Source organism: Pseudomonas sp. B33.4 (genome assembly GCF_034555375.1).
Lineage (GTDB): Bacteria > Pseudomonadota > Gammaproteobacteria > Pseudomonadales > Pseudomonadaceae > Aquipseudomonas.
In genome coordinates this window covers 6,062,971-6,088,266 of sequence record NZ_CP140706.1, presented here as the reverse complement: position 1 = coordinate 6,088,266, position 25,296 = coordinate 6,062,971, and the positions used below count along the sequence as shown (strand labels likewise).

General features: G+C 60.2%; 19 protein-coding genes. 3 read left to right on the top strand and 16 right to left on the bottom strand.

What is annotated here, in order from left to right; all coding sequences use genetic code 11:
• Positions 1-4: 4 nt before the first annotated feature.
• The 8 genes from U6037_RS26980 to betI all read right to left on the bottom strand — a co-directional run bounded on the left by U6037_RS26980 (position 5) and on the right by betI (position 11,436).
• Entirely contained in the window at positions 5-1,183 is a 1,179-nt protein-coding gene (locus tag U6037_RS26980) for an NAD(P)/FAD-dependent oxidoreductase (protein WP_095121437.1), read from the bottom strand.
• Positions 1,184-1,320: 137 nt separating this feature from the next.
• The gene (gene dbpA, locus U6037_RS26975; protein ID WP_122594732.1) at positions 1,321-2,706 is read right to left on the bottom strand and encodes an ATP-dependent RNA helicase DbpA; all 1,386 of its coding nucleotides are present in this window, start codon (positions 2,704-2,706) and stop codon (positions 1,321-1,323) included.
• Between the two features lie 80 nt (positions 2,707-2,786).
• Complete coding sequence (gene mdtD, locus U6037_RS26970) at positions 2,787-4,214, bottom strand: multidrug transporter subunit MdtD (protein WP_095121436.1); 1,428 nt, start codon at positions 4,212-4,214, stop codon at positions 2,787-2,789.
• A 148-nt stretch (positions 4,215-4,362) separates the two neighbouring features.
• Positions 4,363-5,700, bottom strand: a complete 1,338-nt coding sequence (locus U6037_RS26965) for a TldD/PmbA family protein (protein ID WP_322845096.1) — start codon at positions 5,698-5,700, stop codon at positions 4,363-4,365.
• Positions 5,700-7,142 (bottom strand): TldD/PmbA family protein, encoded by a 1,443-nt coding sequence (locus U6037_RS26960; RefSeq protein WP_322845095.1) that lies wholly within the window; start codon positions 7,140-7,142, stop codon positions 5,700-5,702. Before U6037_RS26960 ends, U6037_RS26965 begins: the two co-directional genes overlap by 1 nt.
• 281 nt (positions 7,143-7,423) lie before the next feature.
• A complete protein-coding gene (betA, locus tag U6037_RS26955) occupies positions 7,424-9,127 on the bottom strand; it encodes a choline dehydrogenase (protein WP_322845094.1) in 1,704 nt (567 codons plus the stop codon).
• 153 nt (positions 9,128-9,280) lie between these two features.
• Positions 9,281-10,753: a betaine-aldehyde dehydrogenase gene (gene betB, locus U6037_RS26950; protein ID WP_322845093.1), complete on the bottom strand. Its 1,473-nt coding sequence runs from the start codon at positions 10,751-10,753 to the stop codon at positions 9,281-9,283.
• Positions 10,754-10,842: 89 nt separating this feature from the next.
• On the bottom strand, positions 10,843-11,436 hold the full coding sequence (gene betI / locus U6037_RS26945) for a transcriptional regulator BetI (RefSeq protein WP_053124587.1): 594 nt from the start codon (positions 11,434-11,436) through the stop codon (positions 10,843-10,845).
• Between the two features lie 486 nt (positions 11,437-11,922).
• Between betI and U6037_RS26940 the strand changes: the two genes are divergently transcribed.
• Entirely contained in the window at positions 11,923-13,863 is a 1,941-nt protein-coding gene (locus U6037_RS26940) for a BCCT family transporter (protein WP_322847367.1), read from the top strand.
• A gap of 251 nt (positions 13,864-14,114) precedes the next feature.
• On the opposite strand, the gene choV is transcribed toward U6037_RS26940, so the two are convergent.
• From choV to U6037_RS26925, 3 genes are all read right to left on the bottom strand, one after another.
• Positions 14,115-15,293 carry a choline ABC transporter ATP-binding protein gene (gene choV / locus U6037_RS26935; protein ID WP_034153601.1) on the bottom strand — a complete coding sequence of 393 codons (1,179 nt, stop codon included), beginning with the start codon at positions 15,291-15,293 and terminating at the stop codon, positions 14,115-14,117.
• The gene (gene choW, locus U6037_RS26930; RefSeq protein ID WP_128614048.1) at positions 15,290-16,135 is read right to left on the bottom strand and encodes a choline ABC transporter permease subunit; all 846 of its coding nucleotides are present in this window, start codon (positions 16,133-16,135) and stop codon (positions 15,290-15,292) included. Before choW ends, choV begins: the two co-directional genes overlap by 4 nt.
• Positions 16,136-16,201: 66 nt before the next feature.
• Positions 16,202-17,146: a choline ABC transporter substrate-binding protein gene (locus U6037_RS26925; RefSeq protein WP_038363126.1), complete on the bottom strand. Its 945-nt coding sequence runs from the start codon at positions 17,144-17,146 to the stop codon at positions 16,202-16,204.
• 437 nt (positions 17,147-17,583) lie between these two features.
• On the opposite strand from U6037_RS26925, the gene U6037_RS26920 reads away from it, so the two are divergent.
• Entirely contained in the window at positions 17,584-18,960 is a 1,377-nt protein-coding gene (locus tag U6037_RS26920; protein ID WP_322845092.1) for an L-serine ammonia-lyase, read from the top strand.
• 514 nt (positions 18,961-19,474) lie between these two features.
• Positions 19,475-20,578: a GlxA family transcriptional regulator gene (locus tag U6037_RS26915; protein WP_007949927.1), complete on the top strand. Its 1,104-nt coding sequence runs from the start codon at positions 19,475-19,477 to the stop codon at positions 20,576-20,578.
• A gap of 88 nt (positions 20,579-20,666) precedes the next feature.
• On the opposite strand, the gene U6037_RS26910 is transcribed toward U6037_RS26915, so the two are convergent.
• The 5 genes from U6037_RS26910 to U6037_RS26890 all read right to left on the bottom strand — a co-directional run bounded on the left by U6037_RS26910 (position 20,667) and on the right by U6037_RS26890 (position 25,279).
• Complete coding sequence (locus U6037_RS26910; RefSeq protein WP_016983943.1) at positions 20,667-20,930, bottom strand: hypothetical protein; 264 nt, start codon at positions 20,928-20,930, stop codon at positions 20,667-20,669.
• Positions 20,931-21,274: 344 nt separating this feature from the next.
• Positions 21,275-22,438, bottom strand: coding sequence for a gamma-butyrobetaine dioxygenase (locus tag U6037_RS26905; protein WP_322845091.1), 1,164 nt, complete (start codon positions 22,436-22,438; stop codon positions 21,275-21,277).
• Positions 22,439-22,461: 23 nt separating this feature from the next.
• The gene (locus U6037_RS26900) at positions 22,462-22,938 is read right to left on the bottom strand and encodes a thioesterase family protein (RefSeq protein ID WP_322845090.1); all 477 of its coding nucleotides are present in this window, start codon (positions 22,936-22,938) and stop codon (positions 22,462-22,464) included.
• Positions 22,939-23,270: 332 nt separating this feature from the next.
• On the bottom strand, positions 23,271-24,236 hold the full coding sequence (locus tag U6037_RS26895; protein ID WP_102900073.1) for an L-carnitine dehydrogenase: 966 nt from the start codon (positions 24,234-24,236) through the stop codon (positions 23,271-23,273).
• A 155-nt stretch (positions 24,237-24,391) separates the two neighbouring features.
• Positions 24,392-25,279 carry a 3-keto-5-aminohexanoate cleavage protein gene (locus U6037_RS26890; protein WP_093429893.1) on the bottom strand — a complete coding sequence of 296 codons (888 nt, stop codon included), beginning with the start codon at positions 25,277-25,279 and terminating at the stop codon, positions 24,392-24,394.
• Positions 25,280-25,296 lie beyond the last annotated feature (17 nt).

Sequence of the window (25,296 nt, the reverse complement as noted above, 5' to 3'; positions counted from 1 at the left end):
TGAGTTAAGCGTACTGCGCGGCGGCGTAGCCGGAGGCCCAGGCCCACTGGAAGTTGAAGCCGCCCAAGTGACCAGTGACATCGAGCACCTCGCCGATGAAGTACAGGCCAGGGCTTTTCAGCGATTCCATGGTCTTGGACGACACTTCGCGGGTATCGACGCCACCGAGTGTTACCTCGGCCGTGCGATAACCTTCAGTCCCCGCCGGCACGACTTTCCAGCTGCCGAGCTTGTCGGCGATTTCCGCCAGCTCAGCGTGGGTGTATTGCTTCATCGGTTTGGACACGAACCAGTTGTCGGCCAGCAGATTGGCCATCTTCTTGGTGAAGATTTCACCCAGCAGGGTTTTCAATTCACTGTTCGGGCGCTCGGCCACTTGCTGTTGCAACCAGCTCGCCGCGTCGTGATCCGGCAGCAGGTTGATCTCCACCGTATCGCCAGATTCCCAGAACGAGGAAATCTGCAAAATTGCCGGACCGCTGAGGCCTCGGTGAGTGAACAGGATGTTCTCGCGAAAGCTCTGATCGTTGCAGCTGACCAGACAATCCACCGACGTCCCGGACAGCTCGGTGCAGAGTTCCTTGAGCTGATCGGTGATGGTGAACGGCACCAGCCCTGCGCGGGTCGGCAGCAATTCATGGCCGAACTGCTTGGCCACTTGATAACCAAAACCGGTGGCGCCCAGCGTCGGGATCGACAGCCCGCCGGTGGCAATCACCAGCGACTGGCACTGAACCTGTCCGAGGGTAGTGTCGAGCAGGTAACCGCTCTCGACTTTCTCGATGGTCTGGATCGACGTGTCGAGGTGCAGCTCGACACCGGCCTGATCGCACTCGGTCAGGAGCATTTCGAGGATGTCGCTGGATTTGTTATCGCAGAACAACTGGCCGAGTTTTTTCTCGTGGTACGGCACGGCGTGTTTGCCGACCATGCCGATGAAATCCCACTGGGTGTAGCGCGCCAGTGCGGATTTGCAGAAGTGCGGGTTCTGCGAGAGGAAATTGCTCGGCTCGGTGTACATGTTGGTGAAATTGCAGCGGCCACCGCCCGACATCAGGATTTTCTTGCCGGCCTTGTTCGCGTGGTCGAGCAGCAACACCTGACGCCCACGCCCGGCGGCGGTCAGTGCACACATCAACCCAGCGGCGCCAGCGCCAATGATCACGACTTCGGTAGAGCGCAAAACGGTGTCCTCTGAAATGTCACCACAAAACGAACTGTAGGAGCTGCCGCAGGCTGCGATCTTTTGATCTTGCTCTTTAAAAACAAAGTCAAAAGATCGCAGCCTGCGGCAGCTCCTACAGGGGAGTTACGTTGTTCTTACAGGATACGTACGCGCAGCGAACGGCCCTTGATCTTGCCGTCGTTCAGACGCTGCAAGGCCTGCATGGCCACGGTGCGGTCAACGGCTACATAAGCCTGGAAGTCGAAGATCGCGATCTTGCCAACCTGTGCACCGGGAATCCCGGCATCGCCAGTCAATGCACCCAGAATGTCGCCCGGACGAACCTTGTCTTTACGACCGGCACCGATGCACAGCGTGGTCATCGGCGGTTGCAGCGGGGCCAGGCCCTGAGACTTGAGGTTATCGACCTGATCCCAGTTCAGCGGCGACTTCTGCAGTTGCTCGATGGCTTGTGCACGGTGCGCTTCACCCGGAGCAACCAGGCTGATGGCGATGCCTTTCTCGCCAGCACGACCGGTACGGCCAACGCGGTGAATATGAATTTCCGAATCGCGCGCCAGTTCGACGTTGATCACCATGTCCAGTGCATCGATGTCAAGACCACGGGCGGCAACGTCGGTGGCAACCAGTACCGAAGTACTGCGGTTGGCAAACATCGCCAGCACCTGATCGCGGTCACGCTGTTCCAGATCGCCATGCAGGCCGACGGCGGAAATGCCTTTGGCGGTCAGGTGATCGACGGTTTCCTGCACCTGCTGCTTGGTGAAGCAGAACGCCACGCACGACGCCGGACGGAAGTGGTGCAGGACTTTCGTCACCACGCCCATGCGATCTTCCGGGGAAATCTCGTAGAAACGCTGCTCGATCTGCGTGTCATCGTGGAACGCTTCGGCTTTCACCGTTTGCGGATCACGCATGAATTTCGACGCCAGTTGCTTGATGCCCACCGGGTAAGTCGCGGAGAACAGCAGGGTCTGACGACGCTCCGGGGTCTTGACGATGATGTCTTCGATGGCGTCGTAGAAACCCATGTCGAGCATGCGATCGGCTTCGTCGAGGATCAAAGTGTTCAGACCATCCAGCACCAGCGAGCCTTTGCGCAGGTGCTGCTGGATGCGGCCCGGGGTGCCGACGATGATGTGCGCGCCGTGTTCCAGCGAAGCGATCTGCGGGCCGAAGGACACGCCGCCGCACAGGGTCAGGACTTTGATGTTGTCTTCGGCACGGGCCAGACGACGGATTTCCTTGGCGACCTGGTCGGCCAGCTCGCGCGTCGGGCAGATCACCAGGGCCTGGCAACCGAAGTAGCGCGGGTTGATCGGATTGAGCAGGCCGATGCCGAACGCGGCGGTCTTGCCACTGCCGGTCTTGGCCTGGGCGATCAGGTCCATCCCCTTGAGGATCACCGGCAAGCTCTGCGCCTGGATCGGCGTCATCTGGGCATAACCGAGGGATTCGAGGTTAGCCAGCATGGCGGCGGACAGCGGCAGAGTATTAAAAGCGGTGGCGATGGTGGTCACGGGACTGGCCTGCAAAACAAAATGTCGCGCAGTGTAGCAGCCCCGTGCCACTTTCTTCGAAAGTTCTGGACGAACAGTGGTTAATGTTCGATGTGTTCTTCCGGGCGTTTGGCGCGGCGGCCGTCTTCTTTCGACAGTTGCGAGAAGATCGTCGCAGCGAGCATCGCCATGATGCCGACGGTGACGAAGGTCAGCTGGAACGCGCCGAGCACGGTTTCCACGCCATCGTTGCCGACCTCAGCGGTAAACCCACCGAGCAATGCACCAGCGCAGGCAACGCCAAGACTCAACGACAACTGCGCGACCACCGAGAGCAAGCTGTTGCCGCTGCTGGCGCTCGCATCGTCGAGGTCGATCAGGGTCACGGTGTTCATCGCCGTAAATTGCAGCGAGTTGATCGCGCCGAGAATCGCCAGCAAACACAACAGCAGCCAGTACGGCGTCTGCTCGCTGACCAGGCCCATGCTCGCCAGCATGATCCCCAGCGCCAGCGTGTTGCCGGTGAGGACGATGCGATAGCCGAGCCGTTCGATCAGCGGTCGCGCCACCCACTTGGCGATCATCGCCGCAGCCGCCAGCGGCAGCATGCTCATCCCCGCTTGCGACGGTGAGTAGCCCAGCGCCACTTGCAGCAGCAACGGCACCAGAAACGGCAGCGCACCGCTGCCCAGACGGGCGAACAGATTGCCGAGAATGCCGACGGCAAAGGTACGGGTCTTGAACAGCGACGGTGCGAACAGCGGGTTTTCGATGTGCCCGGCGCGCAACCAGTACGCCGCCAGACAGGCCATGCCACCGAACAGCAGCAACATTACGCGCAGGTGCGGCAGGTGCAATTCGCCGAGGCCTTCCATGGCGATGGTGATCAGAATCATCGCCGCGCCGAACAGCAGGAAACCCAGACTATCGAAGCGCGTGCGCTCGGTGCCGCGCAGGTCGGGAATGAATTTCCACACCGCGTAGCAACCGATCACGCCGACCGGCAGGTTGATCAGGAAGATCCAGTGCCATGTCAGGTATTCAACCATCCAGCCGCCCATGGTCGGGCCGATCAGCGGGCCGAGCAGGCCGGGTATGGTGATGAAGCCCATGATTCGTACAAGTTCGGATCTAGGATAGGCGCGCAGCACCACCAGTCGCCCGACCGGCAGCATCAGCGCACCGCCCAGGCCCTGAATGACACGGGCGCCAATCAGCATGCTCAGGCTGCTCGACAGCGCGCAGAGCAGTGAGCCGAAGCTGAACAGCAGGATCGCGCCGAAGAAGATTTTCTTGGTACCGAAGCGGTCGGCGATCCAGCCCGACGCCGGAATCAGCAAGGCCACGGTGAGCATGTAGGCGATGATCACGCCTTGCATGCGCAACGGGTCTTCGGCGAGATCGCGAGCCATGGCCGGCAGCGCGGTGTTGAGGATGGTCCCGTCGAGGGACTGCATGAAGAAAGCGATAGCGACGACCCACGGCAACCAGCGGGCGGTGATGGCGTCGAGAGGCGGGCGGTTGGGCATGGAACCTCTGAGAGTGTGGGTCAGGCGGAACACTACACTGTGGGAGCTGGCTTGCCAGCGATGAGGGCGGCAGATTCAACATCGTTTTCGTCTGAAAGTCCGCCATCGCTGGCAAGCCAGCTCCCACAGGTGTTGCAGCTTTGCGGTATTACAGGGTCAGGGTCAAACGGCTCACCAGCGCCCCCGGCAGCAACGCCGACGAGGTATTGCGCTGGCTGTACGTACTCGCCGACAGCAGCAACTCACGCTCGGCGGTCAACGCTTCCAGCTGCGAACCGAGCAGGCTGTAAGCGCTGTCATCGAAGCGCATGGTGCTGACCGGCGCCTGGATCTCGCCGTTCTCGACCCAGAACGTCGCGAAGCGGGTCATGCCAGTCATGCGCGCCGCCGGCTGATCCGAGTAGTTCAGGTACCACAGGTTGCTGATGTACAGCCCGGTGCCCAACTGCTTGAGGATCTCTGCTTGCGACAGATCACCCGCCGCCATGTTCAACGCACTCGGCATTTCACCACCGCCGGCGCCGTTGGCGGTCAGCCCGTATTCGGCGGCACTGCGCGAGCCGACCAGTTGATCACCGGCCTTGCCTTCGACGATCAGCCGCAGATCGCTGCGCGGATAACCTTCGCCGGAAAACGCCGGGCTCAACGATTCGCTGACTTTCTCATCCAGCGACACCAGCGGACTGAACGTCTGATCGCCGACATACAGCTTCTGCAACGGGCTGCTCTTGCTCGCGATCGACTGCGCCGAGAAACCGCCCCAGCTCAGCATACCCATGATTTCTTCCAGCGCTGCCGGTGCCAGGTACGCGCGGTATTGCCCCGGCGCCAGGGTGCGCAGCGGGCGACCGAGAAACTCCAGTTGCTCGCGCGCCTGAGCAAAGCGCTTGGCAAAACCTTCGCTGCTCCAGTCGTGCCCGGCGTAGCTGGCTTTCACCGCTTCACCGTTCTCGTGAAACAGGCTGAAATCGAAGTTGAAGCTGTTGGCCTGATGCCAGCCGAACGCCCCCGAAGAACTGGCGAAACCACGACTGATCGGACCGGCAGCATAAAATCCGACCAGATCCAGACCTTCAGCGGCAGCGCAGATTTCATCGACAACCTGTTCGGTATCCGGCAGCGGATGCTCCTGCACGTTCTGGCTCTGCCAGCCGTTGTGATTGAGCAGCAAGTACGGATCCTGCGGCAGCAGCGGCAGGGTTTCGCGCAGTTGTTGCAGGCCTTCGGCGAGGCGTTGCAGATCGCCTTCCTGATCACCGGACAAAGTGACCTGCAGGTCGGCGTGACGCCCGTCGTTGATCAGCTTCAGAACGATGTTGGCTTGCTGTACTTGCCCGGCCTGACGCACCTTGGCGTGATTGAAACGCACGAACGCCGAGGATTCGGCGGCGTAGCTGAGGGTGAACTGCTCCGGCTCGCGCACGCTGTCGCGCAGCCAATTGACCATGACCTTGAAGGCGTCGGACTGACTCTTCGAAATGCTCATCAGGCGTCTCCCCCAAACACATCAACGTTGCTGAATACGCAGGCCGGCGAAGCGTGGCCGACGCGGATCACCTGGTTCGGTTCACCCTTGCCGCAGTTCGGCGTGCCCAGCACCTTGACGGTGTTGGCGTCGCCGACGGCGCGCAGGCTTTTCCAGAAGTGCGCGGAAATTGCCCGGTAGTTCGGGTTTTTCACCACGCCTTTGAGTTCACCGTTCTCGATCAACTGGCCCCATTCACAGCCGAACTGGAATTTGTTGCGCGCATCGTCAATCGACCACGAACGGTTAGTGCTCATGAGAATGCCGTGCTCGATGCCTTCGATCAGTTTGTTCAGTGGCTGATCGCCCGGTTCGATATTGAGGTTGGCCATGCGGTCGATCGGCGGCCGGTTCCAGCCACAGGCGCGGCTGTTGGCGACGCCATCGAGACCGGCGCGGAACTGCGACAGTGCACCACCCAGTGGACGCAGCAGCAAACCATCGCGGATCAGGAATTGTTTGCTGGCCTTGGTACCGTCGTCATCGTGGCCATAGCTGGCGAGTTCTTCGGGAATGCCCGGATCGAACGTTACGTTGAGCAGTTTCGAGCCATATTGCAGGCTGCCGAAGTCGCTGGCTTTGACGAAACTGGTGCCGGCGTAATTGCGCTCGTCGCCGAGGATGCGGTCGAGTTCCAGAGGATGGCCGATGGATTCGTGGATCTGCAGCATCATTTGATCGGGCATCAGCAGCAGATCGCGCGGGCCTTGCGGGGTGTTCGGCGCGAGCAGCAGTTGCAATGCCTGGTCGGCGACTTGCGGGCCGGCACCGATCAGGCCGCAGCGGCTGATCACGTCAGCGCCGCCCTGTTGGCCGAAGTTCTCGCGGCCAAGGCTGCGGGTCTGGCTGTCGTTGCCGTCGTATGCCGTGACGTCGAGACCCGGGTAGACGAAGCGCTGGGCCTGGCGCAATTCGGCCCCGGCGCTGCTCAGGTAGATCTGTTCGACGTGAGTGATGCCGATGCTCACTTGCCAGTTCACCAGGCGCTCATCCTTTGGCACCGAGGCGGATTCCGCGCCGAGCAGCTCGAAACATTCGCTCAGGGACGGAAAGGCTTGTTCGAGATTGGGTGAAAAGTAATCAGCGCGGTCGCTGGACACCGGCTGATCACGCAGGTCGAGCAAAGCGTGCGGCTTGAGCCGGCGGGCTTGCAGTTCGGCGCGTTCAAGCGCGGCTTGCAGACCTTGTTGCGACAGGTCGTTGGTCGCCGCGTAGGCCTCAACGCCATTGACGCGCACGGTGAGCATCGCGCCTTCGTCGCGTCTCAGGCTCGGCGGCTCGGCGACATTCTTGCGCACCGACAGATATTGCCCGGACTCGCGTACATACCGCAGGGAAAAAAACTCAGCGCCCGTGCGCAAGGCAGCAAAGCGCTGCTTGAGCTGGGGGTGGAAATCGAACATTCGGGAACCTCCTTGTCAGGGGGAAGCGGTAGAGCAGCGGCGGGGAGGGGGTGAAACGGTTGCGCGAGGTCTAGAGTAGGCCTGCGTGGGGGTAGGATCAAGTGAAGAGGGGGTGTAGGAGGATTTACTGTGCAGCGAGGGAATTTGTGCTGAATGCTAGGGCCTCATCGCGAGCAGGCTCACTCCTACAGTTAATCTCCAGTGTTCACATAATGTGTGTTCACTGGAGATCCTTGTAGGAGTGAGCCTGCTCGCGATCAGCCTTGATGCGGTATCAAGTCTTACTGAGCAACCGGGGTGATATCACGCATCGGCTTGCCCTTCACCGGCGCATCGCCCGCGACATAGTAAGCAGCGGTACTGCGCGGCAGCGGCTGGCGGCCACGGATCTTGTCGGCGATTTTCTCGGCGATCATGATCGTCGGCGCGTTCAGGTTACCGGTGGTGATGATCGGCATGATCGAGGCATCGACCACACGCAGGCTCTGCATGCCGTGCACGCGACCTTCGCCATCCACTACGGCCATCTCGTCGGTGCCCATCTTGCACGAGCAGGACGGGTGGAACGCCGTTTCGGCGTGCTCGCGGATGAACTTGTCCAGCTGCTCATCGGTTTGCACTTCGATGCCCGGGCTGATTTCGCGGCCACGGAAAGCGTCCAGCGCAGGCTGTTGCATGATTTCACGGGTCAGGCGGATGCCGTCGCGGAATTCCTGCCAGTCTTGCTCGGTGGCCATGTAGTTGAACAGGATGCTCGGGTGCTGGCGCGGGTCTTTCGACTTGGCCTGGATGCGACCACGGCTCGGCGAGCGCATGGAACCCATGTGCGCCTGGAAACCGTGCTCTTTCACACCGTTGCTGCCGTTGTAGTTAATCGCTACCGGCAGGAAGTGGTACTGGATGTTCGGCCATTCGAATTCCGGACGCGAACGGATGAAACCGCCGGCTTCGAACTGGTTGCTGGCGCCGATGCCGGTGCCGTTGAACAGCCACTCGGCACCGATGGCCGGCTGGTTGTACCAGAGCAGCGACGGGTACAGCGAAACCGGCTGAGTGCAAGCGTATTGCAGGTACAGCTCAAGGTGATCCTGCAGGTTTTCACCGACGCCCGGCAGGTCGTGAACCACCGGGATGTCGAGCGACTTCAGCAGTTCGGCCGGGCCGACACCGGAGCGCTGCAGAATCTGCGGCGAAGCGATGGCGCCGGAGCACAGCAGCACTTCTTTACGCGCTTTGACTTCAACGCGCTCTTCGGCGTCGCCGACCAGATAACGCACGCCAACGGCACGCTTGCCTTCAAACAGGATCTTGTCGGTGAGGGCGTGGGTGACGATGGTCAGGGTCGAACGCTTCTTGGCGACGTCGAGGTAGCCACGCGCGGTGGAAGCACGACGACCGTTCGGCGTTACCGTGCGGTCCATCGGGCCGAAGCCTTCCTGCTGGTAACCGTTCAGGTCTTCGGTGCGTGGGTAACCGGCTTGTACGCCAGCTTCAACCATGGCGTGGAACAGCGGGTTGTTGCCAGCCTTCGGCGTGGTCACGCTGACCGGGCCTTCGCCACCGTGGTAGTCGTTCGGGCCGATGTCGCGGGTTTCGGCTTTGCGGAAGTACGGCAGGCAGTCGAGGTACGACCAGTTTTCCAGGCCCGGCAGTTTCGCCCAGCCGTCGTAGTCCATGGCGTTACCACGGATGTAGCACATACCGTTGATCAGCGAAGAACCGCCGAGGCCTTTGCCGCGACCGCATTCCATCCGGCGACCGTCCATGTGCGGCTCGGCGTCGGTTTCGTAAGCCCAGTTGTAGCGACGACCTTGCAGCGGGAACGCCAGGGCGGCCGGCATTTGCGTGCGGAAGTCGAAACGGTAGTCCGGGCCGCCTGCTTCAAGCAGCAGAACGGTGACGCCGGCGTCTTCAGTCAGACGGGTCGCCAGGGTGTTACCGGCCGAGCCGGCACCGATGATGATGTAATCGAATTCTTGGGACATTGAATGCACCCTCTTTAGATGTGGTCAGGTCGGGCCTGACGAGTGCTTTGCACTCGATTCGCGAGCGGGCTCGCTCCCACAGGAGACACTGCTCCAATGTGGGAGCGAGCCTGCTCGCGAAGACGGCCTCGCGAGCAATACAAGACTCGGGTCTTAGAACACCGAGACGTAATCGCCCAGCTCGACCTGTACCGATTTGATGCGGGTGAAATTGTTCAGCGAGCTGATGCCGTTTTCACGGCCAACACCCGACTGCTTGTAGCCGCCGACCGGCATTTTTGCGTCGGACTCGCCCCAGGCGTTGATCCAGCAGATACCGGCTTCCAGTTGATGAATCACGCGGTGCGCGCGGTTCAGATCTTTGGTGACGATACCGGCGGCCAGGCCGAAGTCGGTGTCGTTGGCGCGGCGGATCACTTCTTCTTCGGTCTCGTAGGAGAGGATCGCCATCACTGGGCCAAAGATTTCTTCACGAACGATGGTCATGTCGTCGGTGCAGTCGGTGAACACGGTCGGAGCCACGAACGCGCCTTTGGCGAATTCGCCGTCGGTCAGACGGTCGCCGCCGCACAGCACGCGGGCGCCTTGTTCTTTACCTTTGGCGATGTAGCCCAGCACGCTTTCCATGTGCGCGAAGCTGACCAGCGGGCCGAAGTTGGTGTTCTCGTCTTCCGGGTTACCGACGCGGATACGCGCAACGCGTTCAACGATCTTGGCTTCGAAAGCGGCTTTCAGGTGCGCCGGAACGAACACGCGAGTGCCGTTGGTGCAGACCTGACCGGAGCTGTAGAAGTTGGCCATCATCGCGGTGTCGGCAGCGCGATCCAGATCGGCGTCGTCGCAGATGATCAGCGGGGACTTGCCGCCCAGTTCCATGGTCACGTCTTTCAGCGACGAAGCCGAAGCGCTGGCCATTACTTTCTTGCCAGTGTCGGTGCCGCCGGTGAAGGAGATTTTTTCGATGCGCGGGTGCTCGGTCAGCCAGGTGCCGACTTCACGGCCGCTGCCGGTCAGAACGTTGAACACGCCGTTTGGCAGACCGGCTTCGGTGAAGATCTCGGCCAGTTTCAGGGTGGTCAGCGAGGTGACTTCGCTTGGCTTGAAGATCATCGCGTTACCGGCAGCCAGGGCTGGTGCGGATTTCCACAGCGCGATCTGGATCGGGTAGTTCCACGCGCCGATACCGGCGACAACGCCCAGCGGCTCGCGACGGGTGTAAACAAAAGAGGTGTCACGCAGCGGGATCTGCTCGCCTTCGATCGCCGGCACCAGGCCTGCGTAGTATTCCAGCACGTCAGCGCCGGTAACGATGTCGACGTACTTGGTTTCGGAGAAGGATTTACCGGTGTCCAGGGTTTCCAGGGCAGCCAGTTCATCGTTGCGCTCGCGCAGGATGTCGACGGCGCGACGCAGGATGCGCGAACGCTCCATGGCGGTCATCGCGGCCCAGATTTTCTGGCCTTTTTCAGCAGCGACCACGGCGCGCTCGACGTCTTCCTTGGTCGCACGTTGCACCAGTGCGAGGACTTCACCGTTCGCCGGGTTGATGGCTTCGAAGGTGGCATCGCTGCCAGCGTCGGAGTACGCGCCATCGATGTAAAGTTTTTGCAGTTCGAAACGGGCCATAGTGTCCTCGCAAGTGCATAAGTGGTTGGCGTTGACCACCGCGGTGAGGCTGCGGTGGCGGTTCAGGGGCCGAGCGTTTTCTGTGTGCTCTAGCTCACCTTCTTGGCCAATTGGAAATCCATGTATTCGTAAGCGATCTGTTGCGCCTGCGCCGTGTCGAAAGCGTCTCCCGACAGCGCGCCGCGCAACCACAAGCCGTCAATCAACGCTGCCAGGCCACGCGCGGCGGTGCGCGCATCTTCGAGCGGCAACACACGGCGGAACTCGCAGCACAGGTTGGAATACAGACGGTGATCGTTGATCCGCTGCAACCTGTGCAAAGACGGCTGGTGCATGCTGGTGGCCCAAAAGGCCAGCCAGGTTTTCATTGCCGGGCCATTGACCTGGCTGGCGTCGAAGTTGCCTTCGATGATCACCTGCAGATGCGCCCGTGGGCTGTCATCTGCCAGCGCTTGGCGGCGCAGGGTGACGTTCTCGCTGAGGACGCTCATCAGATACCGCATCGTGGCGGCAATCAGGCCATTCTTGTCCTGAAAGTAATGACTGATGATGCCATTCGAGACACCGGCCAAACGGGCGATCAGCGCAATGCTGGCGTCCCCCATTCCGACCTGATCGACCGCCTGCAAAGTGGCTTCGATCAGTTGTTGGCGGCGGATGGGTTGCATACCGACCTTGGGCATCTTGCACATCTCCTTAGGCCTTCCGAGCGGCGAATCACGCCTATCGGATTGACGGCCAGTCTATTTTGTTTTGATTGAACGTTCAATCAACAAAGAATAAGATCTGCGACAAATCGTCGCTGCCTACAGATTTTTCCTACGTGTAAGTGGCGATAAAACCGACATCCGAAACAGCTCGAAACCTGCGTGGGGCATGGCGCGGTTCGCGATTCGATGGACGTGTTGAAAGGGCAAGACGCTCAGGGCCAGGTTTCGGATGAACGTCCGTCCACCTTCGGCCACGAAAGCGATTCGCAGCGCCATTTCGGCAGGTTCGGGCATTTTTCGGGGTGTCTTTATATCACCCGCCGGTCGGCTGCCAACTAACCGATTGGTCGGGTTCCGTGTTGCCTTGTGTTCTTCTCTCGCACTGCCTGGAGCATTTGTGCCATGAGTTCTGCCTCGCTTATAAAGACCCCGCCCGAGAAGGTGACGGTCAACGGTTGGGTGTTTTACACCTCTACCGCGCTGATTCTGTTGTTGACCGCCATTCTGATTATCGCCCCGCAAGAGGCCGGCAGACTGTTGGGTATCGCTCAGGCCTGGTTGTCGCGCAGCTTCGGCTGGTACTACATGGTGGTCATCGCCGCCTACCTGGTATTTGTCGTCGGTCTGGCGTTTTCCTCGTACGGCAAACTCAAACTGGGCAGCAAGGACGACACCCCGGATTTCAGTTACGGCGCCTGGGCGGGGATGCTGTTCTCGTCGGGTATCGGTATTTCGCTGCTGTACTTCGGCGCATCCGAGCCACTGGATCACTACTTCAACCCGCCGGAAGGTGCCTCGGCCACCAACATGGCCGCGCGTCAGGCAGTACAGCTGACTTTCCTGCACTGGGGCCTGCACGGCTGGGCGATTTACGCACTGGTCGGTCTGGCCGTGGCGTACTTCGCTTACCGTCATAACCAGCCGCTGGCCCTGCGTTCGGCGCTGTATCCGCTGGTGGGCGAGCGTTGGGTCAAAGGCGCGGCCGGTCATGCGGTGGACGGCTTCGGCATGTTCGTGACCCTGCTGGGTCTGGTGACCAACCTGGGGATTGGTTCGCTGCAAGTGTCGTCGGGCCTTGAAAACCTGTTCGGCATGGAACACAGCAACACTAACCTGTTGATCGTGATCATCGTGATGAGCACCGTGGCGACCATCGCTGCCGTGTCCGGCGTGGAAAACGGCATCCGTCGTCTGTCCAACCTGAACATCGTGCTGTTCAGCGGCCTGCTGATTTTCGTGCTGCTGTTTGGCCCGACTTTGCACTTGCTCAACGGCTTCGTGCAGAACATCGGTGACTACCTCAATGGTATCGTGCTGAAAACCTTCGACCTTTATGTGTACGAGGGCGACAACGCCAAGTCCGAGCGCTGGATGGGCCTGTGGACCCTGTTCTACTGGGCGTGGTGGATTTCCTGGGCTCCGTTCGTAGGCATGTTCATCGCGCGTATCTCCCGTGGTCGTACCGTGCGTGAACTGGTCGCTGGCGTGCTGCTGATTCCACTGGGCTTCACCTTGGCCTGGCTGTCGATCTTCGGTAACTCGGCACTGGACCTGGTGATGAACCATGGCGCAGTGGAGCTCGGCAAGACGGCACTGGAACAGCCGTCGATGGCGATCTATCAATTGCTTGAACACTACCCGGCGTCGAAAGTCGTCATCGGTGTGTCGATCTTTGTCGGTTTCGTGCTGTTCCTGACCCCGGCCGACTCTGGCGCGGTGATGATGGCGAATCTGTCCTGCAAGGGCGGTAACGTCGATGAAGATGCGCCGCACTGGCTGCGGATTTTCTGGTCGGTGGTGATCACCCTGGTGACCATCGGTCTGTTGTTCGCCGGTAACTTCGAAGCCATGCAAACCATGGTGGTGCTGGCCGGTCTGCCGTTCTCGGTGGTGCTGGTGTTCTTCATGTTCGGCCTGCACAAGGCGATGCGCCAGGACGTGCAGATCGAACAGGAGCAGGCGCAATTGGCCGAGCGCGGTCGTCGCGGTTTCAGCGAGCGCCTGACGCAACTGGATCTGCAACCGAGCCAATCGGTGGTCCAGCGTTTCATGGACAAGCAGGTCAGCCCGGCGCTGGAAGATGCGACTGCGCAGATGCGTGCGCAGGGTCTGCAAGTGCAGACGCTGCTGGGTAAATCCAAGCGCTGCATGGGCGTGCGCGTGGAGATGGAAGAGGGCAACCCTTTCGTTTACGAAGTGAGCCTGGACGGCTATCTGGCGACCCCGACCGAATCGGCGCAGTCCGATGAAGCGCGCCAGCGTTACTACCGCGCCGAGGTGTATCTGCACAACGGCAGCCAGGATTACGACCTGATGGGCTTCACGCAGGATCAGATCACGCGCGATGTGCTCGATCAGTTTGAAAGCCATCGGCAGCTCCTTGGCCGGGTGTATAGCTAAAGTCAAAAGCTTGCCCTCACCCCAACCCTCTCCCGGAGGGAGAGGGAGCTGACCGAGGTGTCTGGCGTTGTACATCGACCTGAAAGATCGAGTCGATTATGGATTCGGTGAAGCAAGATCAGGTCGGTGTAGATCTGCAGCATCCCCCCGGTCGGTTCCTTCTCCCTCTGGGAGAGGGTTAGGGTGAGGGGCTTTTTCCCTGACCCAATAAAAAAGGGATCGCTCACCGCGATCCCTTTTTTTATCCCGCCTTAACCGAGGTTCTTGCCCAGCAACGCGTGATACAACTCACTGTCGCCAAGAATCCCCACCACATGATTGTCATCGTGCAGCACCAGCTTGTTGCCGGTCTGATAACGAATCTGCAACGCATCGCGCATGCCGATGTTCGAGTCCACCAGCGTCGGCTTGCGCTCCAGGCCCTCGACCGCTTGCCCCGGTGCCCAGTTCTGCAGGTTCAGCACCGAACCATTCTGCCGCGCGCCTTTGATGGTGTTGCCTTCGGCCAGATCCAGCCACGAATCGCCGCCCGGATCCAGGCACACCGAACCGTTGATGCGTTTGCACTTGTCCAGCGTGCGCATCAGGCTGCGACCGCAGAGCACATTGAGCGGGTTGGTGTGCGCCACGAACGTACGCACATAGTCGTCCGCCGGGTTCAGCACGATCTCTTCCGGCACGCTGTACTGGATGATCCGGCCGTCTTTCATGATCGCGATGCGGCTACCCAGTTTGAGCGCCTCGTCGAGGTCGTGGCTCACAAACACAATGGTCTTGCTCAGCTTGCGTTGCAGTTCCAGCAGTTCATCCTGCAGACCCTGACGGATCAGCGGGTCGAGGGCCGAGAACGGTTCGTCCATCAATAGAATGTCGGCGTCCATCGCCAGCGCCCGTGCCAGACCGACACGCTGCTGCATGCCGCCGGAGAGTTCATCAGGCTTCTTGTTGCGCCATTGGGTCAGGCCGACCAGTTCGAGTTTCTCGTCGACGAGCTTCTTGCGTTCCTTCTCCGGGCGACCCTGCATTTCCAGACCGAAACTGATGTTCTCGCGCACCGTCAGCCACGGCATCAGGGCGAACTTCTGAAACACCATGGCGATGCGTTTGGTGCGCATCATTTTCAGCTCGGCCGGGGTGCAGGAGGCGATGTCGATCTGGCGGTTTTCATGCTCGACGAACAGCTTGCCGCGGCTCACGGTGTTGAGGCCGTTGATGCAGCGCAGCAGGCTCGACTTGCCGGAACCGGACAAGCCCATCAGCACGCAGATCTCGCCTTTGTTGATGTCCAGCGTGGCTTTTTCCACGCCGACAATCTGCCCGGTCTTTTTCAGAATCTCGTTGCGCGTCATGCCCTGATCCAGCAGCTTGAGCGCCTCGCGTGGATCCTTGGAGAAGATTACGTCGACGTCTTCGAAGCGAATTATGCTCATGCGTCACCCCCTACTTTGGCGTCGGGTTGTTTGCAGATACGGTCGAGCATGATCGCCAGCAGTACGATCGCCAGGCCCGCTTCGAAGCCCAGGGCGATATCAGCAGTGTTCAGTGCGTTGACCACCGGTTTGCCGAGTCCGTCGGCGCCTACCAGTGCCGCGATCACCACCATCGACAACGACAGCATGATGCACTGGGTGATGCCGGCCGCGATGCTCGGCATGGCGTGCGGCAGTTCGATCCGTGAGAGCAGTTGGCGACGCGAGCAGCCGAAGGCTTTGCCGGCGTCCATCAGTTCTTGCGGGACATCGCGGATGCCCAGGTAGGTCAGGCGGATCGGCGCAGCGATGGCGAACACCACCGTGGAGATCAGGCCCGGGACCACACCCAGCCCGAACAGGGTCAGGGTCGGAATGAGGTAAACGAAGGTCGGTACGGTCTGCATCAGATCGAGTACCGGACGCATTAAAGTGTAGAACATCGGTTTGTGCGCGGCGACGATGCCCAACGGCACGCCGATGACCACGCAGACCAGGGTCGCGAACATGACCTGGGCGAGGGTTTCCATGGTTTCCTGCCAGTACCCCAGATTGAGGATCAGCAAGAAGGAAGCGATAACGAAAGCGGTCAGGCCCCATTTGCGCTGGATGAAATGCGCGAGCAGGGCGATGAGGCCGATCAAGACAAAAGGGTTGAACCAGGTGAGCGCAAACGTCACGCCGTGGATCATCGTTTCCAGGGTCACGGCGATTGCGTCGAACGTGCTGGCGCCGTGTTGCGTCAACCATTCAACGAAGCCCGCGATGTACTGGCCTAGAGGTATTTTCTGATCAATCAGCATGGTAGTGAACGTCCGCATGCAAGGAAATAAACAGCCCGGGTGGGCGAGCCCACCCGGCATAAGCGATTACTGAAGCTTGGCTTTCACGGCCTCCAGGCCAGGTTTACCGTCAATGGTGGTCACGCCAGCGAGCCAGGTATCGAGCACTTGTGGATTCTTTTTCAGCCAGGCTTTGGCGGCCGCGTCAGGCTTCATCTTGTCGTCGAGGATGTTGCCCATCAGTTCGCTTTCCATGTCGACGGTGAACTCCAGGTTCTTCAGCAACTGACCGACGTTGCTGCATTCCGTGGCGTAACCCTTGCGGGTATTGGTCGCCACGGTCGCCGCACCGAAATCGGGGCCGAAGAAATCATCGCCACCGGTCAGGTATTGAATCTTGAAACGCTTGTTCATCGGGTGCGGCGCCCAGCCGAGGAAGACCACTGCTGTGTCGCGTTTTTGCGCGCGATCAACTTGCGAGAGCATGCCCGCTTCGGAAGATTCGACGACTTTGAAACCGGCGGTTTTCAGCCCGAAGGCGTCCTTGTCGATCATGCTCTGGATCAGACGGTTGCCGTCGTTGCCAGGCTCGATGCCGTAGATCTTGCCGTCGAGCTCTTTCTTGAATTTGGCGATGTCGGCGAAGTCATGCAGACCTTTGTCATACAGGGCTTGCGGCACGGCGAGGGTGTACTTGGCGCCCTTGAGGTTGGTGCGCACGGTTTCCACGGTACCGGCGTCGCGGTAAGCCTTGATGTCGTTTTCCATGGTCGGCATCCAGTTGCCGAGGAACACGTCCATGTTCTTGCCGTCGGCCAGCGACTTGTAGGTCACGGGCACGGAGATCATGGTGGTCTTGGTCTTGTAGCCGAGGGCGTTGAGGACAACGGAGGTGGTGGCGGTGGTCGCGGTGATGTCGGTCCAGCCGACATCGGAGAAGTTAACGGTACTGCATTGCGCCGGTTCTGCAGCTTGCGCCAGTAACGGCAGACTCAGCATGGCGGCCAACAACAACGACGGGGAACCTTTCATGGATGGACTCCTTGGTGTTTTTTTTGGCAGTGTTCCGACTGTGGACCACCGCACTTATAGGTTGCGGTTGGATGGCGTTCTGGAGACAGCTCTGTCACGGCGCCTTGCAATCGAGTCATAACGATCATGTACCAGTGAAAATCTGACGCCTACAGGGGGGGTCGTATCCAGTACAGGGATGGTCGTATCTAGTGTCAGTGACGTCGTTTACAGCTTTTTTCAGCCCCGATCAGCCCTCTGCACCGCATAAAAACGGCGAAAAACCGGGACGCAAACGGCGCGGCGCTGGTGGACATGAGTGCGTCGGTGTCAGACGCCGTGCGCTCCGGCAAAAGCCTGATGATGCGGGCATTCCGGCGGATCGCAGCTTGAGCGTAGCAGCTCCGCCAGCGGGCGCTTTTGCGTTCCGGACCGGCATCCTCAGGAGCTCTGCAGCAATGGCTATCAGCGTTTTCGACCTGTTCAAAATCGGCATCGGCCCTTCCAGTTCCCACACCGTCGGGCCGATGCGCGCGGCGGCGTTGTTCGTCGAGTCGTTAAGGGGCAAGCATCAACTGGAACAGGTGCGGCGGATCGAAGTGCAGTTGTACGGTTCGCTGTCGGCAACCGGTATCGGTCACGGCAGCGACAACGCGGTGATCATGGGCTTGATGGGCGAGTGGCCGGACGCAATCGACCCGTCGCAGATCGGCCCGCGCATTCAGGCCCTGCGTGAAACTCACACCCTTTTATTGGATGGTCGTCTGGCGGTGCCGTTTGTCTGGGCGCGGGACATGCGCCTGATCGATGAGAACCTGCCGTTCCACCCCAATGCCATGACCCTTGTTGCCGAGGGCGATCACGGCGAACTGTATCGCGACACCTACTATTCGGTCGGCGGCGGTTTTGTCGTCGATCAAGCGCAGGCGTCGAGCGGCGTTGTCGATCTGGATCGCACTGAATTGCCTTATGACTTTTCCAGCGCGGTTGAACTGCTGGAACTGTGCAAAAACAACAACCTGCGCGTTGCCGAACTGATGATGGCCAACGAGAAGGTCTGGCGCAGCGAAGAAGAGATTCGCGCCGGCCTGATGAAGTTGTGGCGGGCGATGCAGGACTGCGTCGAGCAGGGGCTCAAACACGAAGGCATCCTGCCTGGCGGATTGAATGTACGGCGGCGCGCGGCGAGGTTGCACCGCAGTCTTCAGGAGTTGGGCAAGCCCAATGTGATCGGCTCGACGCTCAGCGCGATGGAGTGGGTCAATCTGTTTGCGCTGGCTGTTAATGAAGAAAACGCGGCGGGTGGGCGCATGGTCACGGCGCCGACCAATGGCGCGGCGGGGATCATCCCGGCGGTGTTGCACTACTTTATGAAGTTCAGTGAAGCGGTGACTGACGCCAACGTGGTCGATTACTTCCTGGGGGCGGCGGCGGTGGGGATTCTGTGCAAGAAGAATGCTTCGATCTCGGGCGCTGAGGTTGGCTGTCAGGGTGAAGTCGGCTCGGCGTGCGCGATGGCGGCGGCGGGGCTGGCGGAGATTCTTGGCGCTACGCCGGAGCAATTGTGCAACGCGGCGGAGATCGGCCTGGAACATAACCTTGGGCTGACCTGCGATCCGGTCGGTGGCCTGGTGCAAGTGCCGTGCATCGAGCGCAATGCGATTGCGGCGGTTAAGGCGATCAACGCGGCGCAGATGGCGTTGCGTGGCGACGGTCAGCACTTTATTTCGCTGGACCGGGTGATCCGCACCATGCGCGACACCGGTGCCGACATGCATGACAAATATAAAGAGACCTCGCGCGGTGGGTTGGCGGTCAGCGCTGTGGAGTGCTGAGACCGCATCGGCCCAATCGCGAGCAGGCTCACTCCTACAGGGGAACGCATTCCAAATGTAGGAGCGAGCCTGCTCGCGATGGGGCCAGACCAGTCAAAACTGCTCACCAAGTGAACACGGACAATAAATCACGCCACCTTTTAGCGCGTCGCAAACAGATAAGAGTCTTTCCCACCTGTTACATACGATCCGCGCCCCTACCGTCCGTCACCCGTGCTTGCGGTGACACTCCCCACAAACTGCGCGCAGGCCAGTTCCCACAAGTGCTACCGATTTGCTCACACGCAACGGGGCAGGGCTTTCACTGTCGCTGATGGCACTTCGAAATACCTTTCGTCGGACGTCTCGTATAGACACGTCGCGACGTCGTTTTCAGGAGTTATTGAACGGCCATCCAATTTCAGGCATGGCAATTGCTCTGTCATAACAAAGCCCGTCTCCCACGCGAGAATGCTGGCAATAACAAGAGCCTCCGCCTGAGGCCATCACCCGCTTTGTGTGAGGAGATACCGCGATGACGTCGTTCAACTCCGGGGCCCAACCCCAGAACCGTGCGCCTCAATCCATCGGCTTTCTGCTGCTGGACAATTTCACGCTGATTTCTCTGGCCTCCGCAGTAGAACCTCTACGCATGGCCAACCAATTGTCCGGTCGCGAGCTGTATCGCTGGAGCACCCTCACCGTCGATGGCGGCCAAGTGTGGGCCAGTGACGGTCTGCAAATCACTCCCGACGCTTCCATGCACAAAGCCCCGCCGCTGGACACTGTGATTGTCTGCGGCGGCATCGGTATCCAACGCACTGTCACCCGCGAACACGTTTCATGGCTGCAAAGCCAGGCACGCCAGTCCAAGCGTCTTGGCGCCGTGTGCACCGGCAGTTGGGCGCTGGCTTGCGCGGGGTTGCTCGACGGTTTCGATTGCAGCGTGCACTGGGAATGTCTGGCGGCGATGCAGGAAGCTTTTCCGCGCGTGGCCATGAGCACGCGACTGTTCACCCTCGACCGTAACCGTTTCACCAGCTCCGGTGGCACCGCGCCGCTGGACATGATGTTGCACCTGATCAGCCGCGATCACGGTCGTGAACTGTCCGCCGCGATCTCGGAAATGTTCGTCTACGAACGCATCCGCAACGAACAGGACCACCAGCGCGTGCCGCTCAAGCACATGCTCGGCACCAATCAGCCGAAATTGCAGGAAATCGTTGCGCTGATGGAAGCCAACCTCGAAGAGCCGATCGATCTCGACGAACTGGCGGTTTATGTCGCCGTGTCGCGTCGACAGCTGGAGCGGCTGTTCCAGAAGTACCTGCACTGCTCGCCGTCGCGTTATTACTTGAAGCTGCGTCTGATCCGCGCCCGGCAACTGCTGAAGCAGACGCCGATGTCGATCATCGAAGTGGCGTCGGTGTGTGGATTCGTCTCCACGCCGCACTTCTCCAAGTGCTACCGCGAATACTTCGGCATTCCGCCGCGTGACGAGCGCGTAGGCTCCAACACCACCCAGCAAGTGGCGATGTTGCCACTGCCGCAGGCAATCGTGATGTCGCCGCTGTCGGGGCCGATGTCGGCGTTGAGTCAGGCGCGCAATGAATCGACGTTTGCCAGCGTAAGGCTGTAAGGCAAAAGATCGCAGCCTGCGGCAGCTCCTACAGGGATATGCGTTCCAATGTAGGAGCTGCCGAAGGCTGCGATCTTTTGATCTGCTGTCAGGCGCTATGGCTTTGCTGATAGTCCGCCAATGCCGGCAGTAATTGTTTGTCGATCGCCTGACGCACCGCCGGCTGGATACTGGCGCCGCTGGTGTACATGTCCTTGACCATCTTGCGCAGTTCAAATGCGCGAACATTATCCAGCCCGCGCACCGCGCACTCGCAAGCCTGATCGGCCGTAGTGCCACTGGGCACTTGAATACCCAACGCCTTGAGCTGGCCCAACAAATCTTCCTGATCGATCAAATCGGCATACATCATGACGCGCATCCTTCTTCGGTAACGGAGGTCGTGGCTCGATTCTGGTAGCCCTGCCGGGGCACGGCAAGGGCGATTTGTCGCAGTGGCTGCGACGGCTATGAACAGGTCGTTTTCGGCTAACTCGCCGCTCAAGGGAGTGGGCACACTGAACTCAGCTTGCAACACGAAGGTTTGGTCACCCTCGCACGGCAGCTCCTCAACAGTAGCTTGAGCCCCGATCCAGTCACGGCTGGTATCGGGGCTTTTTTTGCTTGCTGAAAAGCAAAGATCGCAGCCTTCGGCAGCTCCTACATTGGAATGCCTTTCCCTGTAGGAGCTGCCGAAGGCTGCGATCTTTTTATGGTCTAGCGTTGCAACACCAGAATCCGCGACAACAACTCATCCCGATCGATATAGCAGCCTTGGAAGTGCCGCGCTCCGGTGGCCGGGTCAAACGCATTGCGCGCATGCAGCGTGCGGCGATTATCGAAGCACCACAGCTCTCCGGGATTGAGCCGTTGCATCAGCCGAAACCGTGGCTCGCGCGTCATCGCGATAAACCGCCGATAAGCCCGATATAACAACGGCATCTGCTCCACCGACGTATCAAATGCCCCACGCAAAAAGTTCGCCATACGAATCTCGGCGACCCTGCCCAGGGCATCCAAAGCAATGATCGGCGCCAGGCAGCGATAGTCGCTATGGCGATCCTTGTTGCGAAACTCCACGGGGATTTCACACAGCGCCTTGAATGACTCTGGATCTTCCTGGCGCAACGCATCGGCGATCGCAAATCCATCAACAAAAATACTCTCGCCACCCTCGGCGTCATTCACCAGGCAATGCAGAAATTGCAGCCCCGGTTGCAGCTCGCGAGTCGGCAGATCGGTGTGCAACGGCAGGTTGAAAGCGGTGTAGGCATTGCTGTCGGCATCGGCTTTGGATTGCACGTTGAACAGCACGCCGAAGTTGCTTTCGCGGATAAAGGAAATGCGCTGGGCGATGAGCTTCAGTGAGCCAGGCTCGGTGGGCACGCCGCGTACTTGCGTCAGGCCGATGTCGCGTACGGCGATCAGCCATTGCAGCAGCGCAGCGTTGTCGTTCATCAGTGCCGCGTATTCGAACACCGGCAACTGCATATCGCTGCGCCACAGATAAGGCTTGGGTTTGCCGGCCAAGCGTTCGGCGCGGGACTCATCATCGTAGGCATGGGCGCGCAACCAGCCCGGATCGAAACGGCTGAGATGACCGTCCTGCCAGTCGACGCGCAGGCAGCCATCGGTATCGATGTGCGCGGCTGTCGGTTTCAGGTCTTCAGCGGCATCGACAATCTCGAATACCTGTTCACGGGTGACGCTGTAGACGCACTGCGGACAGGGGCAGTTGTCCCGCAGCCAGACATGGTGGAACGGACTGACGCGACCGTCAGCCCATTCGATGGCAACGCGATCCGCCAGGCTCTGCACGCCACCGAGCGCGCTGATCAACGGAAAAGTACGGAAATCGGCAACAGCGGCAGCGGTGTTCATGGCGGCTCCTTGGATCGATGGATTTACCTTGCAGGTGGCAGCGCGATAACGCGGCCGATGTAAGCGGGAGCGGGCAGGTCTTTTTGCTCGGCGACGATGTCTTGCAGTCGGCTCAAGGTGTCCGGGCTGAACAGCGCCGAGCGCGGGCCGGCGAGGTCGACATGCAACAGCATTTGTTCGTTGCCGGCCAGTTCCTGCGCATCACCGACCTTGTGCAGGCTGTGATAGAGGTGCAGGCGTTTGCTGTCGTGGCCGATGATTTGCGTGCGTACTTCGACTTCGGTGTCGAGCTTCACTTCGTGCAGATAATTGAGGTGCAGCTCGAGGGTGAACAGCGAGTTGCCGCTGGCTTCGCGGTTGTTGCTGTCCATGCCGAGGCGATCCATCAGGGCGTCGGTGGCGTAGCTGAAGATCAGCAGGTAGAAGGCGTCGCGCAGGTGGCCGTTGTAGTCGACCCAGTCGGGGATGATTCTGGTTTGGTAGGTGGTGAGGTGTGACATGGTTTGGGTTCCGGCAGTTGGCAGGTCGTCAGGATCAAGAGCTACCCCTCACCCCAGCCCTCTCCCCCAGGGGGGGAGAGGGGGAAAGGGAGCAGATCGGGGGCCTTTCAAAACTTGAGTTCGGCTTGGTGGTGCAAGTCGGCGTCACTCGAACAATCAACACGGTCAGTCCCCTCTCCCCCAAGGGGGAAAGGGAGCCGATCATCAAGCTTTTCAATTCCTGAGTTCCGCTCGGTGGTGCAAGTCGGCGTAACTCGAACAATCAGCTCGGTCAGTCCCCTCTACCTCTGGGAGAGGGCTAGGGTGAGGGCAGCGATGTCATGCCATACACATCACTCGCTAAACGCCATCCCATGCTTTTCCTTGGTGGTCTTCACCGCCTCCAGCACCGCCAGCAAACAATCATCACGATAGCGCTCCAGCGCCGAAATACTGTGGCGGCCGAGCTGATCACTGGTGCCATCGACCACATCATCAATCAACTTGTCAGTCAGTTCCGGCGCTGGCAGATACGTCCACGGCAACTGCAACGCCGGGCCGAATTGCGACATGAAATGACGCATGCCCGCATCACCCCCAGCCAGCGTGTAAGTCAGGAAAGTCCCCATGAACGACCAGCGCAGACCAGCGCCAAACCGAATCGCATCGTCAATCTCGCCAGTGGTCGCCACGCCGTCATTGACCAGGTGCAGCGCCTCACGCCACAGCGCTTCAAGCAAGCGGTCGGCGATAAAGCCGGGCACTTCCTTGCGCACATGCAACGGGCGCATGCCGAGGGATTCGTAGACTTTCATCGCTGCCTGAACGGCCTCCGGCGCGGTGTTCTTGCCGCCGACCACTTCCACCAGCGGCAACAGATAAACCGGGTTGAACGGGTGGCCGACCACGCAGCGTTCAGGGTGCGTTGAGCTCTCGTAGAACTCGCTCGGCAGCAGACCGGAAGTGCTCGACCCGATCAACGCATTGGGCTTGGCCGCGGCGCTGATTTTGCTGTGCAGATCCAGTTTCAGCTCGAGACGTTCCGGGGCGCTTTCCTGAATGAAGTCGGCATCGCGCACGCACTCTTCGATGGTCGCGACAAAGCGCAGACGATCCTGCGAAGCGCCGGGTGCCAGGCCGTTTTTCTCCAGCGCGCCCCAGGCATTAGCGACGCGTTTGCGCAGTGCTGCTTCGGCGCCCGGTGCCGGGTCCCAGGCCACCACGTCGAGGCCATGGGCGAGGGCGCGAGCCACCCAGCCACTGCCGATGACACCGCTGCCCAGCGCGGCGAAGGTTTTGATTTCGGTGATAAAGCTCATTGGATTTTTCCCGAGTAAGGTGATCCCTGTAGGAGCTGCCGAAGGCTGCGATCTTTTGATCTTGATCTTGAGAAACAAAATCAAAAGATCGCAGCCTTCGGCAGCTCCTACAGGTGAGATTGGGGGCAGTCAGAGCCCATTCTTTGAGCTGAGGGTTAGCCGCGCTGGGTCAGGCCCATTTTCTTGCGGCCCTCTGCCGGGGTCAGCACGCGGGCGCCGAGGCGGCTGAGGATCTCGGTGGCGCGCTCGACCAGTTGGCCATTGGTCGCCAGCACACCTTTGTCCAGCCACAGGTTGTCTTCCAGCCCGACCCGCACGTTGCCGCCCAGCAGCACCGCTTGCGCGGCCATCGGCATCTGCATCCGGCCAATGCCAAACCCGGCCCACACAGCATCGGCGGGCAGGTTGTCGACCATGGCTTTCATCGTGGTGGTATCCGCCGGCGCGCCCCAAGGAATACCCAGGCACAACTGGAACAGCGGGTTATCGAGCAGACCTTCCTTGATCATCTGCTTGGCAAACCACAGGTGCCCGGTGTCGAAAATCTCCAGCTCGGCCTTCACGCCCAGTTCGGTGATGCGCTTGGCGCCTGCGCGCAGTTGCGCCGGTGTGGACACGTAAATGGTGTCGCCATCGCCGAAGTTCAGCGTGCCGCAATCGAGAGTGCAGATTTCCGGTAGCAACGCTTCGACATGAGCGAGTCGGGTCAGCGGGCCGACCAGATCGGTGTTTGGGCCGAACTCCATCGGGTTCTCGCCTGCGCCGATTTCCAGGTCGCCACCCATGCCGGCGGTGAGGTTGACGATGATGTCGACGTCGGCCTCGCGGATGCGCTCCATCACTTCGCGGTACAGCGCTACGTCACGGCTGAACTTGCCGGTCTGCGGATCGCGCACATGGCAGTGCACAACGGTAGCGCCGGCCTTGGCCGCTTCAACGGCGGCAGCGGCGATCTGTTTCGGGGTGACCGGCACGTGTGGGCTCTTGGCGGTCGTGTCGCCAGCACCGGTAAGTGCGCAGGTGATGATGACGTCGTGGTTCATGGTGCGGTTTCCTTCAG